10 protein-coding genes, 1 tRNA gene and 1 other RNA gene are annotated in these 12,959 nt (G+C 52.4%); 5 read left to right on the top strand and 7 right to left on the bottom strand.

Features of this window, described 5'->3' with window-relative positions; all coding sequences use genetic code 11:
- Nucleotides 1-27 precede the first annotated feature (27 nt).
- From ACJY2G_RS08840 to rssA, 4 genes are all read right to left on the bottom strand, one after another.
- On the bottom strand, nt 28-1,035 hold the full coding sequence (locus ACJY2G_RS08840; RefSeq protein ID WP_120161389.1) for an NAD-dependent epimerase: 1,008 nt from the start codon (nt 1,033-1,035) through the stop codon (nt 28-30).
- A gap of 9 nt (nt 1,036-1,044) precedes the next feature.
- On the bottom strand, nt 1,045-2,388 hold the full coding sequence (locus tag ACJY2G_RS08845) for a UDP-glucose dehydrogenase family protein (protein ID WP_120161387.1): 1,344 nt from the start codon (nt 2,386-2,388) through the stop codon (nt 1,045-1,047).
- A 216-nt stretch (nt 2,389-2,604) separates the two neighbouring features.
- Nucleotides 2,605-3,618 carry a two-component system response regulator RssB gene (rssB, locus tag ACJY2G_RS08850; RefSeq protein WP_120161385.1) on the bottom strand — a complete coding sequence of 338 codons (1,014 nt, stop codon included), beginning with the start codon at nt 3,616-3,618 and terminating at the stop codon, nt 2,605-2,607.
- A 96-nt stretch (nt 3,619-3,714) separates the two neighbouring features.
- Nucleotides 3,715-4,626: a patatin-like phospholipase RssA gene (rssA, locus tag ACJY2G_RS08855; protein WP_430319143.1), complete on the bottom strand. Its 912-nt coding sequence runs from the start codon at nt 4,624-4,626 to the stop codon at nt 3,715-3,717.
- Nucleotides 4,627-4,775: 149 nt separating this feature from the next.
- Between rssA and ACJY2G_RS08860 the strand changes: the two genes are divergently transcribed.
- The 4 genes from ACJY2G_RS08860 (at nt 4,776) to ACJY2G_RS08875 (ending at nt 6,603) form a co-directional block, all read left to right on the top strand.
- The gene (locus ACJY2G_RS08860) at nt 4,776-5,240 is read left to right on the top strand and encodes a YchJ family protein (RefSeq protein WP_430319144.1); all 465 of its coding nucleotides are present in this window, start codon (nt 4,776-4,778) and stop codon (nt 5,238-5,240) included.
- 44 nt (nt 5,241-5,284) lie between these two features.
- Nucleotides 5,285-6,133, top strand: a complete 849-nt coding sequence (gene purU / locus ACJY2G_RS08865; RefSeq protein WP_013575956.1) for a formyltetrahydrofolate deformylase — start codon at nt 5,285-5,287, stop codon at nt 6,131-6,133.
- A 211-nt stretch (nt 6,134-6,344) separates the two neighbouring features.
- Nucleotides 6,345-6,429 (top strand) — tRNA-Tyr (locus ACJY2G_RS08870).
- A 44-nt stretch (nt 6,430-6,473) separates the two neighbouring features.
- A non-coding RNA gene (locus ACJY2G_RS08875) (RtT sRNA) lies at nt 6,474-6,603 on the top strand.
- A gap of 135 nt (nt 6,604-6,738) precedes the next feature.
- On the opposite strand, the gene ACJY2G_RS08880 is transcribed toward ACJY2G_RS08875, so the two are convergent.
- The 3 genes from ACJY2G_RS08880 to ACJY2G_RS08890 are packed head-to-tail and all read right to left on the bottom strand — an operon-like array spanning nt 6,739 to nt 11,172.
- Nucleotides 6,739-8,571, bottom strand: a complete 1,833-nt coding sequence (locus ACJY2G_RS08880; protein ID WP_430319145.1) for an ABC transporter ATP-binding protein — start codon at nt 8,569-8,571, stop codon at nt 6,739-6,741.
- A gap of 15 nt (nt 8,572-8,586) precedes the next feature.
- Nucleotides 8,587-10,020, bottom strand: a complete 1,434-nt coding sequence (locus ACJY2G_RS08885; protein WP_430319146.1) for a M81 family metallopeptidase — start codon at nt 10,018-10,020, stop codon at nt 8,587-8,589.
- A 12-nt stretch (nt 10,021-10,032) separates the two neighbouring features.
- Complete coding sequence (locus ACJY2G_RS08890; protein ID WP_430319147.1) at nt 10,033-11,172, bottom strand: ROK family protein; 1,140 nt, start codon at nt 11,170-11,172, stop codon at nt 10,033-10,035.
- 235 nt (nt 11,173-11,407) lie between these two features.
- Between ACJY2G_RS08890 and ACJY2G_RS08895 the strand changes: the two genes are divergently transcribed.
- A complete protein-coding gene (locus ACJY2G_RS08895) occupies nt 11,408-12,952 on the top strand; it encodes an ABC transporter substrate-binding protein (RefSeq protein WP_430319148.1) in 1,545 nt (514 codons plus the stop codon).
- Nucleotides 12,953-12,959 lie beyond the last annotated feature (7 nt).

The following is a 12,959-nucleotide window of genomic DNA, read 5'->3' on the forward strand; positions in this document are numbered from 1 at the left end:
AACGTAACAGAATTTTTATCCTGAATTTCAGACCTGATAAAAATCCCGATACCAGTCAACAAACTTCTGCACGCCCTGCTCAACGCTGGTTTCAGGCGCAAAGCCAATGGCCTGCGACAACGGCTGCGTATCCGCGCTTGTCTCGTGTACATCGCCCGGTTGCATTGGCAGCATATTCTTAACAGCCTCCATGCCTAATGCCTTCTCCAGCGCACTGATATAGGCCATGAGTTTTACCGGGTTGTTATTGCCGATATTATAAACGCAATAAGGCGCGGAACTGCTTGCCGGAGATCCCTGTTCCACAGTCCAGTTCGGATCAGATTGCGGAATGACATCCTGTAAACGAACAATGGCTTCTGCAATATCATCGATATAAGTAAAGTCTCGACGCATTTCACCGTGGTTATAAACATCAATACTCTGTCCCGCCAGCATTGCTTTAGTAAACTTAAACAATGCCATATCAGGACGTCCCCAGGGACCATATACGGTAAAGAAACGTAATCCGGTCGTTGGTAATCCATAAAGATGTGAATAGGTATGAGCCATTAATTCATTGGCTTTTTTCGTCGCCGCATACAATGAAACAGGATGGTCAACAGAATCATCGGTTGAGAAAGGTTGCTTTTTGTTCAAACCATAAACTGAGCTGGAAGAAGCATAAAGCAAATGCCCGACTTTATTATGGCGGCAACCTTCCAGAATGTTTACAAACCCAACCAGGTTAGAATCAGCATAAGCCAGAGGGTTTTCGATTGAATATCGGACACCAGCCTGCGCGGCCAAATGGATCACACGTTCGAAACGCTGTCCGGCAAACAATGCGGCCATGCCTTCACGATCGGCTAAATCCAGCTTAATAAACTCGAAGCCGTCTTTATTCTCCAGCTGAGCAAGCCGCGCCAGTTTCAGGCTGACATCATAATAATCATTCAGATTATCGATCCCGACAACCGAATGACCCGCTGCTAACAAACGTTGCGACACATAGAAACCAATAAAGCCCGCTGCGCCGGTAACCAGATATTTCATGAAAACTCCTTACAGAACCGGATTGATTGAAGCACCGCGGCCAATGCCGTAGTAAGTAAACCCGCGTTTCTCCAAACGTTCAGGATCGAATAAGTTTCGACCATCAAAGATAACCGGCTCTTTTAAAGCTTTTTTGATCACATCAAAATCAGGGGCACGGAAGTTCTGCCATTCAGTGCAAATAATCAGCGCATCAGCATTGTGCAATGCGGATTCTTTAGTACCCATTAATTCTAAATCTTCGCGATGACCATAAATACGCTGTGTCTCATTCATGGCTTCAGGATCATAAGCTTTGATTTTTGCACCCGCAGCCCAGAGCTGTTCCATTAATACACGGCTTGAGGCTTCACGCATGTCATCGGTATTAGGTTTGAAGGACAGCCCCCAAAGCGCAAAGGTTTTGCCTTTCAGGTCGTCACCGAAGTGGCGCTGAATGAAAGCAGGCAATTTATATTTTTGCTGATAATTGACCTGTTCCACCGCCTGCAAAAGTTTTGGCTGATAACCGATGTGCTCTGCGGTACGGATTAATGCCTGAACATCTTTAGGGAAACAAGAACCGCCATAACCGCAACCTGGATAGATAAAGTGGTAACCGATACGGGAGTCAGAACCAATCCCCTGACGCACTTTTTCGATATCAGCACCCAGCATTTCTGCCAGATTGGACATTTCGTTCATGAAGCTGATTTTGGTTGCCAGCATACAGTTGGCCGCATATTTGGTCAGTTCAGCACTGCGGATATCCATCAGGATCATACGATCGTGATTACGGTTAAACGGTTCGTAAAGCTCACGGATAGGATCGATGGCATCAGGATTATCTGTACCGATGACGATACGCTCAGGACGCATACAGTCAGCAACCGCAGCACCTTCTTTCAGGAATTCAGGATTGGATACGACATCAAAAGTGATATCCACGCCGCGTTCTTTGAGTTTTTCACTCATTACCGCACGCACTTTATCGGCGGTACCCACCGGCACGGTAGACTTATCGATGACTACTTTAGGTCCAGTCATATGCTCGGCAATAGTGCGCGCCACAGCAGTCACATATTTAAGATCCGCAGAACCATCTTCATCTGGCGGAGTACCGACAGCGATAAACTGGACGGTAGCATGGGCAACACCTTCAGCCGCATTGGTGCTGAACAGCAAACGCCCTGCTTCGTAATTACGTTGAACCAGAGGGGTTAGACCTGGTTCAAAAATTGGGATCTGCCCGTTCTTCAGGTTTTCCACTTTCTTTGCATCAACATCGATGCACAAAACTTCGTGCCCGACTTCAGCAAGAACCGCCGCCTGAACAAGTCCGACGTAACCGATACCAAAAACTGTTACTTTCATCAGCGAATTCCTATTTGTTATTTTTTAAACAACGTGAAACAGACAGCCAAAAATTCCGGAACGCATTATACCAGTTTCAGCCGCAAGTTCGCCTGCAAAGGCATATTTTGCATAAGATAGGTCTTAGCAGAATGGATTAAAACGAAGATAGGTAATAACACGCCGAAAAAATGCTCAATGTTATTAAGGCATTATTATCAGTGACATTAAGTGAGTTCACTCTGTGGACAGCATTAATCTCAGACGTCCACCCGCTCCCCATACCTGACACTGCCACGCATCGCATTTCTGACTGATTTGATTGGAATATGTTGCACCCGTCGTCCCCAGCGGGACACCGTTACTGAGCTGGATCATATTGGTGCCGGTATTGACGTTGGCATGTAATCCCGCAGAAACCAGAATGAGATTCTTAAAACCGGCATGATAATAGCCCAGTAACAAAGGGAATTGCCCTTCAAGATTAGCCTGTCTGAATAAATGATTGACTTGTTTGAGCAACGTTGACATTTGCGGTAACCGCTGTTGCTGATTACTCAAATGCTCACGTAATAAGCTGTTAAAAATGGCCCGCAATAATAAGGCTGCCAGAACGCCATTTTCATTGGCGCGGGTGACGTCAAGACAATAAAACCCGAGATCTTTGGATGAAAGCGCCGCAATATCGAGCACCAGCCCCGGACGGTCCGCTGTTGTCAGCTGCCGGTAGTTAATGCGGCAACTCGCCAGCGTCTGCTGCACAGGCGGTTGCAACTCCTGCAATAACCGCTGGGCTTCATTCGGATTGCGGCACAGCGCTTCCCAGTCCTGAACCAGTGAACTTTCTTCCATCGCCTGTGAGGAAAAAAGCTTTGGGTACAATGACGTAAGCAACGCCTCACGTAAACGCTGCAAGTCGTTAAGAGGTTTAAGCAGAACATCTTCCACGCCAAGCCGCAACATAGAAGCGACATCGGTCATTTTATCAGTGGCTGAAATCACCAGCACCGGGATTTTGTTGCCCTGCAATCTCAGATTTTCGACAAACTCCATCCCGCCCATTTCTGGCATCGCTAAGTCACAGAGGATCAGGTCAGGCGGGTAGTCTTCAAGCAGGGATAACGCTTCAAGACCATTCTCAGCTTCGGTAAAGGTGGCACCCAGGGAACTTACATAGCCAGCAAGGATAGATCGGAAAACGGCTTCGTCTTCAACGATGAGAATATGCTTGCTTGTAAGTGGCTTGTCCATCAGGGTCCCCCAGAATTTCTTATTCTAATAGTGGCTCATAAAGCCTGTTTTTGCTTGGCAGAATTGTCAGATTCGACCAAAGACGTTTTAAGCCATTCAGAACTGTCTATTTTTTATCAGGGGCAACAACTGTTCTCTTTGCTTCTCAACCGCAAGCCTGCCCGCCTCAATCGCTTCTTCCGCCCGATGAAAATCCAGCGTCGAAATCTGCGGACAATATGGCTGGATCAACACATCCGGCGGGTCACCTGCCATACGGTTACGCTTAAGCCGGTTCTCCAGCACCTGAATAGAGGTCGACATGATCTCCATCGCCGAAGGGCTGACATTCGGCTTTCTGGCGTTTGGACGAGTTAAGCGCTGGCGGATTCTGTCACGCCAGCTGACTTCTTTCTCAGTATTTAGTGCTTCTCCGGTCGGTTGTACGGTAAGCAAATCTTGCTGCATCAGATGTGCGTCATGCTGAAGGTCGACAGCAATCACGATATCGGCCCCCAGAGCACGGGTCAGCGACACCGGCACAGGATTGACCACTGCGCCGTCAACCAACCAGTAACCGTTATGCCAGACCGGCGCCAGCAGGCCCGGCATACTGCATGAGGCGCGAATAGCCTGATGCAAATCGCCTTTAGTCAGCCACAATTCTCGTCCGGTACTCAGGTTTGTCGCGACGGCACCAAACTTCTTCGAGCATTTTTCAAACTCATTGATGCGGATCAACTGACCGACCGCATTGAAAACCCGCTCTCCGCGCAATAATCCGCCGCGTCGCCATGAAAAATCCATCAGCCGCAACACATCCCAGTAGCTGAACGAACGTACCCAGCTTTCAATCGCCGGTAATCTGTTGCTCACATACGCCGCACCGACCAGCGCACCCACCGAACAACCCGCCACCACATCGACTTCGATATCCATTTCTTTCAGGGCATTGATCACGCCAATGTGAGCCCACCCTTTTGCCGCTCCCGACCCCAGGGCAAGACCGATGGTGACTTTTCTGCTCATCTGATGACCTTAATATTTCGCATATCTTGAGAATGGGCCGGGAAGCGCGTTGTCACCCGGCGAGTTTGTTAGGTAACATATCATTTTGGTGCATTCAATAGCGCAGACCGCGCACCGGATGTTGATACTCTGCCTGTTCAGGAGTTTGTGTGTCTGAAATATGCCCTTGCGGCAGCAGCCTTTCTTATGAAGAATGCTGCCAGCCCTACATTACTGAGAATAAAGTGGCGCCTTCTCCGGCAGCTTTGATGCGCTCGCGCTATACAGCCTATGTTTTGAAAAATGCGAGTTATCTGATCGCCTCCTGGCACCCGGACTGTCAACCCGAGCAATGGCGTGACAGTTTACAGGAAGGCTTTACCAGCACGCACTGGCAAGGACTTGAGGTTATCCGCGAAACAGACGGGCGCGACAACAATGAAGGCTTTGTCGAGTTTGCTGCGCGATTCACAGAAACCGGTGATGAATACATTCACCTCATCCATGAACGCTCGCGATTTCTTCGTTTAAAAGAACGCTGGTACTATATTGATGGAATTAAACCGCAGACAGGCCGAAACGATGCTTGCCCGTGCGGTTCCGGCAAAAAATATAAGAAGTGCTGCGGTAAATAATTCAACCGTAATATTGATAAGTCTTGGACAGGATCCACACCCTCATGCCGCAACAGAACGTACAAACCAAGGTGTTACGCACCATTTGCCCTGACGCAAAAGGTCTGATCGCCAAAATTACCAACATTTGCTATAAGCACGAACTCAATATCGTGCAGAACAACGAATTTGTTGATCACCGTACCGGCCGCTTCTTTATGCGTACTGAGCTGGAAGGGATTTTCAACGACACCACCCTGCTGGCCGATCTCGACAGCGCGCTGCCTGCCGGTTCTGTACGTGAGCTGAACAGCACCGGACGTCGCCGCATCGTTATTCTGGTCACCAAAGAGGCGCATTGCCTGGGTGACTTACTGATGAAAGCCGCTTACGGTGGTCTGGATGTCGAGATTGCTGCGGTCATTGGCAACCACGATACTTTGCAGACGCTGGTTGAGCGTTTCGATATTCCGTTCCATCTGGTCAGCCATGACGGTCTGACCCGCGAACAGCACGACAGCGCGATGATTGCGCAAATCGATCAGTACCAGCCTGATTATGTGGTGCTCGCGAAATACATGCGCGTACTGACGCCGGGCTTTGTGCAGCATTATCCGCATCAGGTGATCAACATTCACCACTCGTTCCTGCCGGCATTCATCGGCGCCCGTCCGTACCATCAGGCATACGAGCGCGGCGTGAAACTGATCGGTGCTACGGCTCACTACGTGAATGATAATCTGGATGAAGGCCCGATCATTATGCAGGACGTCATCAACGTCGATCACACTTATACCGCTGAAGATATGATGCGTGCAGGCCGTGACGTTGAGAAAAACGTCCTCAGCCGGGCGTTATACCGCGTGCTGGCGCAGCGTGTATTTGTTTACGGAAATCGCACGGTTATTCTGTAAACCCATTCTGACGGTGCTTTTCGTTCAGAGAAGCACCGTTAAGAACAAAAAAACCGCAAACGAACTTTTTTATCGCTTTCAGGACTTTACACCTTCGAATCATTTGGTATTATGCGCCCCGTTCGCAGCTAACCGCTGTAACGATAAATCATCCATGTAGCGCATGATGATTTAAGGCCAGAAGTAAGTAGTAAATGCCACAAAAAATTGTGGTGGGGTTCCCGAGCGGCCAAAGGGAGCAGACTGTAAATCTGCCGTCATCGACTTCGAAGGTTCGAATCCTTCCCCCACCACCATCTTCCAGAAATTCCGTCCCTTTTCCGAAAACTCCAAACTAAAATAAAAATGCAAATCGGGAAGGATAGAGAACCTTCGACCCGAAGGTTTGAGCCGAGCAAAGCGAGACAACGTTGCGCAGCAACGACCCGAAGGGCGAGTCCGGAGGACGAGTAATCCTTCCCCCACCACCATCTTCCAGTATTTCGCACTACCTCCTCCAAAAACAAAAATCAAATAAAGCACAAAGCGGGAAGGATAGAGAACCTTCGACCCGATTCCAGACTCATCCCTGAGTCACTTCTTAGTAAACTTTCCTGTATGCCCCGTCAAACCTGAACAAAATGTCCTGCTGATATTTCCTGATATTGCCTTTGCGGCGGAACATAGCCGTTATCGCGCACCGGGCTCTTCAGCTCATCCACCTGCATTTGCCGTTTGAGCATTCTGCGGGAGGGATCCGGCACCGGCACAGATGCCATCAGTTTTTTGGTATACGCATGTTGGGGATTATCAAATATTGCCGCACGTGGCCCGATCTCCACGATTTCCCCCAGATACATCACCGCCACGCGATGACTCACCCGCTCAACCACCGCCATGTCATGCGAAATAAACAGATAGGAAAGATTCATGCTTTCCTGCAAATCGAGCAGCAAATTCACGACCTGCGCTTTCACTGACACATCCAGCGCCGAAACCGACTCATCAGCGACAATCACTTTGGGATCGAGCGTCAGGGCACGCGCGATGCAAATTCGCTGACGCTGACCGCCGGAAAACTCATGCGGAAAACGGCGCAGCATATCCGGCGACAACCCGACCCTTTGCAGCAGCGACGCCGCCTTCTCTTTCGCATCGCTGCGGTTATGCAGTTTATGTTGCAGCATCGGTTCGATCAGCGCGTCGCCAATGCGCATACGCGGATTAAGACTGGCGAAAGGATCCTGAAATATCATCTGGATGCGCTGACGCATTTGCAAAATGTCGCGCTTACCCAGATTCGTGACATCGAAACCGTCGAAATCAATCGCGCCGCTGTGCGGCTTCAGCAGACGGGTCACAGCACGCCCCGTCGTGGATTTCCCGCAACCGGACTCGCCGACCAGCGAAAGCGTTTCGCCCTGAAATAAATCAAAGCTGATATTTTCCACCGCGTGCACCGCGCCTACCTGACGGCTGAAAATACCGCCATACACCGGAAAACGCGCGCTGAGGTTTTTGACCGATAACAACGGCGTCAGCCCCGAATCTATGGTTCCCGCCACTTCCTGCGGCACACTGGCTTCACCGGTTTGCAGGTTGATTTGCGGAAAACGCAGCGGCCAGTCGCGCCCCTGCATCGACCCTAATTTTGGCACCGCCGCAAGTAATGCACGGGTATACGGGTGTTGAGGCCGGTGGAAAATGTCTTCCGTCGCCCCGCTTTCCACCGCTTCTCCGCGATACATCACCAGCGTCCGGTCGGCAATCTCCGCCACCACGCCCATATCATGCGTGATGAACAGCACCGCCATCCCTTCTTCTTCCTGCAACGTCTTGATCAAATCCAGAATCTGTCCCTGAATCGTCACATCCAGCGCGGTCGTGGGTTCGTCCGCGATCAGTAATTTCGGTTTCAGCGCCAGCGCCATGGCGATCATCACGCGCTGGCGCATGCCGCCGGAAAACTGATGCGGATATTCATCAAAACGCGCGTTAGCATTCGGAATACGCACTTTTTCCAGCAACCGCAGGGTTTCAGCCCGCGCTTCAGATGACGACATGCCGCGATGCCGCTTCAGGCTTTCGGCAATCTGGCGGCCAATACTGAATGTCGGATTAAGCGACGTCATCGGTTCCTGAAAGATCATCGCCATCTCATTGCCGCGGATATCGCGCATCTGTTTGTCCGAGAGCCGTAACACATTGCGCTGATTAAGCCAGACCTCGCCCTCAATCCGGCTGCTTTGTGCTTTCAGTAAACACATCACCGACAGCGACGTCACGCTCTTGCCGGAACCGGATTCACCGACAATCGCCAGCGTTTCTCCGGCATAGACGTCAAACGACAAATCACGCACTACCGGCAGCCAGTCGTCCTCGCCGAGAAATGAAGTGGTCAGATGCTTCACGCTCAGCACGGGCTGACGTTTTTCCTGCTGTCCGGCGGTCTGATTCATCTTATGGCTCCTGAATTATTTGCTGCGCGCGGAAATCTGCACCTGCGGCACATAGCTGAAATCCCGGTCAAACGGGAAGGTTTTGCGTGCTTTGCGGTTGCGCGGCAGGCGCTCTACAAACTGATCCACCACGCCGTTAGACAGCGCCATCAGATTCGGACTGGCAATCGGCGCCAGTTCCGGCGACAGATAACCGGATTTCACCACCACGATATCGGCGCTATGCGGATCGAGTTCCAGCACAGTGAAATCGCTGATGTTGTGATACGGACGACGACGCGCCGACACCACGACGTCAATTCCGCCAGTGCGCAGAACCGCCTGACGGTCAGAAGGTGTCAGTGCATCGAGCAGGAAAACCACCTCAAAATCACCTTTCACCTGCGGGCTGGAATGATCCAGCGAAGCCCCTAACGTCAGCGTCAGCACTGATCCCACGCCAGCGTTAAATGCCGCGTCCGTTGCCGGTGCATCGGCAATACCTGCCACGATCGTATTTTGCGCATACTGTTTGATAAGCTCCTGCAACACATCTGCACGATCGCCCACGCCGCCGCCGGTCGGGTTATCGCCGGAATCGGCCAGCACCACCGGACGAGTTTCACAGGCAATCGCCTTTTTCACACAGGCCTCAACGGTGTCCGTTTCACAGCCAAACACGAAATCTTCGCGCGCGTCCCAGTAAGCCTGCGCCAGTTGCGTGCCCTGTTGTTCCAGCGCCGTCCGGTCGGTGCCGGTCATGATCACTGCGGCTGTCGCTCGTGGCTCATCTGCCCATACATAACCAACCATCAGCGAGCTGTCCCACACGCCATCCACTTCATCCATTTCTGGCAGACGGGCGTACAAACTTTTCGCCGGTTCATCTTCCGTACTGGTACGTTCACCCGGTAATACCACCGGCACCGGCACCCACAGCAGCGTCGGTTTTACACCGGTTTGCAGATGTTTCACCAGCATCGCGACCGAACGGCGCATGGTTTCCTCCACATCGATATGGGGCGCGGTGCGGTAAGTCGAAAACATATCAATGGCGTCGATAATCCGCTGAGAAACATTGCCGTGCAGGTCATAACTGACGCTGATCGGACAATCCGGCCCGACGGCTTTACGCGCCGCAGCAATCCAGTCGCCTTCCGCATCCTCCAGCCCTTCGACATACATCGCGCCGTGCATCGCCAGATATAAACCATCGAACGGTTTTTGCGCTTCCAGTCCTGCCAGCATTTCCGCTTTGAATTTATCGTACGTTGCGCGCGCTACCGGACCACCGGCAATGGCACGGGCGTGGATAGTCGGTAAAAACGTCGCCGGGTAATCCTGCAAAAAACGAAAACGCGGCGACGCCAGTAACTGGGCGTCACGCACGACGGTGAAATCCCTCTCCTCATTCAGCACCGGGTTATAAGTGCTGCATTCAATGTGGATACCGCTGACAGCTATACGCATGTTGATGATTCCTCAGACAGGCTTCAGACCGACCAGAAAGCGGTGTGCAGCAATACTCGCCGCCGCGCGCGCCCAGGTGTCGTCATTTAGGGTAAAAGTACGAACCGGCGTTTTCCCGGCATTTCCCGGCAAAACATTGGCTTCGATAGACTGATGAACAACCGTGCCGAACAGCCCGGAGAAATCTGCGTCCTGATGAGCTATCAGGATCAGGTCCGGGTCATTAATTTGAATCAGATGGGATATCGCTAAACCGAGCGCCGAACCGGCACGGTGCAGAATACGTACCGCTTCGCTGACACCCTGCATCGCCAGCTTTTCCAGGCCGCCAATGGTGGTCGCTTCCAGCCCGCCGTCTCTGGCCATTTCGGCAATGGCATTCAGAGACGCCAGCGTATCGAGACAACCGCGCTTGCCGCAGCGGCAGGGCAAACCGTTCAGTTCCAGCGTGCAGTGGGCGATTTCCCCTGCGCCGCCATGCAGGCCGCGATGCAACTGACCGGCGACAAAATGCGCGCTGCCGATCCCTGCGCCATGACTGACCAGCGTAAAGCTGCTCAAATCCCGCGCCTGCCCGAAATTTTTCTCACTCACCGCCAGTGCTTTGGCGTCATTTTCGATGGCCACGTCCATGCCGGTGGCCTGTGAAATCAGGCTGGCCAGCGGCACATCGCGCCAGCCAAGCAGCGCCGACTGTACGCAGGTGGACTGATGTTCATCAATAAGGCCGGATAACGTCACCCCCAGCCCGACCAGTTTTTTTGCCGCTTCGGGATGCGGTTCAAGCAGTGCCGGTAACGCGCTGGCGATGTTTTCTGCCAGACGCTGCGGACTGGCACCGGCCTCGAACGATACCCGTGAAAGGATTTCGCCATGCAGATTAATCAGCGCCATCTGCGCCGGATTTTGCAGCAAGGAAACGCCGGCGAACCACGCGCCATCCGGATGAACCACCAGCCGCACCGAAGGTCTGCCCTGCCCGTTCCCCGGCACGGTTTCCGCTTCGTGCAGGAAACCGGCGTCGATCATTTCACGCACCACGCCGCCAATCGCCGCTTTGCTCATTCCTGAAAGCTGCGCCAGTTCGGTACGGCTCAGACCGCCGGATGCATTGACCGCACCCAATATCTGACGTTGCAAAGTTGTTAGCATATTCGTTTCGGCGCTCTCAGTTTTTGGTCATCTGCATTGACATTAAACGCTGGAAATGGATATATCAATGCCAATTAGTTCACAAAATAAACTAAATGTTGGCATATAAGTATTTCATATGAACTATTTGTTAAATCTCTTTGTTAAAACAAACTGTCATTAAAACCGGCGTTTTACCAAACCGGCAGACGTAGCCAGAGCCACTTAATCCGATTTTTCACGCAGAGGGCAGAACATGAAGATTACCCGTTACATCCGGCGTCCCGTGCAGTTAACGTTGCTGAGCAGCGCTCTTCTGGCGGCGTTTTCGCTGCCGGTTTACGCCGCCACACTGAACGTGATGCAAAACGAAGCACCGCGCAGTATGGATCCGGGCAACCAGACCGCGACCTTTACCGGTACCGTGCTGGATCCGATGTATGAAGGCCTGCTGCGCATGTCGCCGCAGCTGAAACCTGAAGCCGCGCTGGCGACTTCGTGGAGCAGTGATGAAAGCGGGCTGGTGTGGACATTCAAACTGCGCAGCGGCGTTACTTTCCATGACGGCACACCGTTTAACGCCGATGCGGTGGTCGCCAACTTTGCCCGCCATCTCGACACAAAACGCGGTCTGGCGGCCAGCGGACGTCTGCGCACCTTCCTCGACAGCGTGACCAAAACCGACGATTCCACCGTCGTCTTCAAACTAAAAAAACCGTATCCGGCGTTCCTGAATTTACTGACCACTGGCGCCTGTCTGATGGTCAGCCCGGCGGCCGATAAAACCGGCACGCTCGACAGCAAAGCCGTCGGTACCGGCCCGTACAAAATGGTGCAATACAAAACCGGTGAATTCGTGCTGGAAGAAAAATATCCGGGCTACTGGGGCGATAAAGCCGCCGGGCCGGATGACATTAAATGGACGTGGAGCGCCGAGCCTTCGGTCATGAATATGGCGTTGCAGGCGGGCGAAACTGACGTAATTAACCCGGTGCCGCCGCAGTTTGCACGCGTGCTGAAAAACAATCCGAAGTTCGACCTGCATGAAAGCCCGGGTGCCTCCGTGTTCTGGGTGGCGCTGAATACCGATCTCAAACCGCTCAGCGACGTCCGTGTGCGTCAGGCACTGAACTACGCCACCGACCGTGACGGTCTGGTGCGCGCCATCATGTCCGGCTTCGCGCAACCGGCGAACTCGCCGCTGGCACCGGTCACCGCCGGTTATGACAAAACCCTGAACCCGTATCCGCTGGATCTGGCGAAAGCCAAAGCCCTGCTCAAAGAAGCCGGTGTGGCTGACGGATTCACACTGTCGATTGCAGTGCAGGGTCAGGACGCACGTATCGGTCAGGTGCTGCAAAGCATGTGGGCGAAAATCGGCGTGAAGCTGGACGTGAAAATCATGGAAAGCGGCGTTTGGACCAAAGCGGCATTTGCCGATCAGGCCGGTAAAAAAGCCGATAACACCGGCGCGGTGCTGGCATCCTGGTCTTCCGGCGCGAACGGCGCCGATCTGCAACTTCGTCCGCTGTACTACAGCAAAAGTTTTGCTCCGGGCGGCGCAAATCTGGGCTTCTTCAGTGACCCGAAACTGGATGAAATGTTAGACAAGGCCGCATCGACGCTGGATGAAAATACCCGCAATGCGATTTATGTCGATGCGCAGAAAGAGATTAACCAGCAGGCGCCGCAGGTGCTGTTGTATTACCAGAATGACTTGTACGCCACCGGCAAAAACATCTCAGGCGTCACGATGATCCCGGGCGGCCAAATTGTGGTGAAAGATGCTCAGAAGAAATAAACGCATT

Origin of the sequence: Rahnella sp. ATs2, from assembly GCF_051851855.1 — a bacterium.
GTDB classification, from domain to species: domain Bacteria; phylum Pseudomonadota; class Gammaproteobacteria; order Enterobacterales; family Enterobacteriaceae; genus Rahnella; species Rahnella variigena.

Excerpts from the sequence above, each read along its gene's own strand:
- purU (WP_013575956.1), top strand. The coding sequence starts at position 5,285 with ATGCCGCAACAGAACGTACAAACCAAGGTGTTACGCACCATTTGCCCT.
- ACJY2G_RS08895 (WP_430319148.1), top strand. The coding sequence starts at position 11,408 with ATGAAGATTACCCGTTACATCCGGCGTCCCGTGCAGTTAACGTTGCTG.
- ACJY2G_RS08880 (WP_430319145.1), bottom strand. The coding sequence starts at position 8,571 with ATGAATCAGACCGCCGGACAGCAGGAAAAACGTCAGCCCGTGCTGAGC.
- ACJY2G_RS08885 (WP_430319146.1), bottom strand. The coding sequence starts at position 10,020 with ATGCGTATAGCTGTCAGCGGTATCCACATTGAATGCAGCACTTATAAC.
- ACJY2G_RS08845 (WP_120161387.1), bottom strand. The coding sequence starts at position 2,388 with ATGAAAGTAACAGTTTTTGGTATCGGTTACGTCGGACTTGTTCAGGCG.
- rssA (WP_430319143.1), bottom strand. The coding sequence starts at position 4,626 with ATGAGCAGAAAAGTCACCATCGGTCTTGCCCTGGGGTCGGGAGCGGCA.
- ACJY2G_RS08890 (WP_430319147.1), bottom strand. The coding sequence starts at position 11,172 with ATGCTAACAACTTTGCAACGTCAGATATTGGGTGCGGTCAATGCATCC.
- ACJY2G_RS08840 (WP_120161389.1), bottom strand. The coding sequence starts at position 1,035 with ATGAAATATCTGGTTACCGGCGCAGCGGGCTTTATTGGTTTCTATGTG.
- rssB (WP_120161385.1), bottom strand. The coding sequence starts at position 3,618 with ATGGACAAGCCACTTACAAGCAAGCATATTCTCATCGTTGAAGACGAA.